Genomic DNA, 1,518 nt, shown 5'->3' with positions numbered 1-1,518 from the left:
TCGCTGGCGGTCTCGGCGCTGGCCACGCTGTTCATCCCGCGCACCTTTCAGAAGGTGATCGACCACGGCTTCGGCAACGTCGCCGATACCGGAAACATCGCACCCTATTTCCAGGGTCTGCTGGCCGTCGTCGTGGTGCTGGCGATCGCCACCGCGTTCCGCTTCTATTTCGTGTCCTGGCTGGGCGAGCGCACGGTCGCCGACATCCGCATCGCGGTGCAAGCCAATCTGCTGCGCTTGGCTCCGCGCTATTTCGAGGAAAACCGCCCGTCCGAGATCGCGAGCCGGTTGACCGCCGACACCGCGATCATCGAGCAGGTCGTCGGCTCCACCGTCTCGATCGCGCTGCGCAATGTGGTGATCGGGATCGGCGGGACCATCTATCTGTTCGCGCTCTCGCCCAAGCTGACCCTCTCGCTGTTGGTCTGTATCCCGCTGATCGTGCTGCCGATCGTGGTGCTGGGCAGACGCGTGCGCAGCTATTCGCGCGACAGCCAGGACAAGTTGGCCGAGATCGGCGCGACCGCGGTGGAGACGCTGGGCGCGATGAAGGTCGTGCAGGCCTTCGGCCAGGAACGCCGCGAGGCCGAGCGGTTCGAGCTGGCGGTCAGCAACGGTTTCGCCACCTCGCGCAAGCGTTTCCTGCTGCGCGCGATCATGACCGCGATGGTGATCGGGCTGTTCTTCGGCGGGCTGACGCTGCTCCTCTGGGAAGCGGTCGCCGATGTCGCCAGCGGGCGGCTGTCGGGCGGGTCGCTGACCGCGTTCGTGGTGACGGGCATGCTGGTCGCGGGCTCGTTCCAGGCGCTGACCGAGGTGTGGGGGGACATCTTGCGCGCATCGGGCGCGGCGCAGCGGCTGGCCGAACTGCTGGCCGAGGAGCCGGAGATCGCACCGCCCCCTGCCCCGGCCGTTCTGCCGGTCATCCCGATGGGCGCACTGCGGTTCGACAATGTCGTGTTCCATTATCCGACCCGGCCCGAGGTCGCGGCGCTCAACGACTTCTCGCTCGACATCCGCCCCGGCGAGACGGTCGCGGTGGTCGGGCCTTCGGGCGCGGGCAAGTCGACCTTGTTCCAGCTGGCCGAGCGTTTCTATGACCCGCAGAGCGGCAACATCTCGCTCGACGGCGTGTCGTTGCGCGATGCCGATCCGGCGGCGATCCGCGCGCGCATCGCGATGGTGCCGCAGGAGACGGTGATCTTCGGCGCCTCGGCCCGCGACAATCTGCGCTATGGCCGTTGGGAGGCGAGCGACGACGAACTTTGGGCCGCCGCCGAGGCCGCCAATGCCGCCGAGTTTCTCCGCGCGCTGCCGCAGGGGCTGGACACCTTCCTGGGCGAGGGCGGCGCGCGGCTGTCGGGCGGGCAGCGCCAGCGGATCACCATCGCCCGCGCGCTGCTGCGCGATGCGCCGATCCTGTTGCTCGACGAGGCGACCAGCGCGCTCGACGCCGAGAGCGAACAACTGGTGCAACAGGCGCTGGAGCGGCTGATGACCAACCGCACCACGCTGGTC

General features: G+C 68.6%; 1 protein-coding gene. It reads left to right on the top strand.

Translation table 11 applies throughout. The features are described 5' to 3' along the window. The coding region (locus U1700_RS14450; RefSeq protein WP_332753393.1) for an ABC transporter transmembrane domain-containing protein at positions 1–1,518 on the top strand (1,518 nt) is incomplete at both ends.

The sequence above is a fragment of the Sphingomonas sp. RB1R13 genome (assembly GCF_036663775.1).
Taxonomy (GTDB): Bacteria; Pseudomonadota; Alphaproteobacteria; order Sphingomonadales; family Sphingomonadaceae; genus Sphingomicrobium.
Note: the sequence above shows the minus strand (reverse complement) of the source record. Positions and strands in the feature narration are given on the sequence as shown.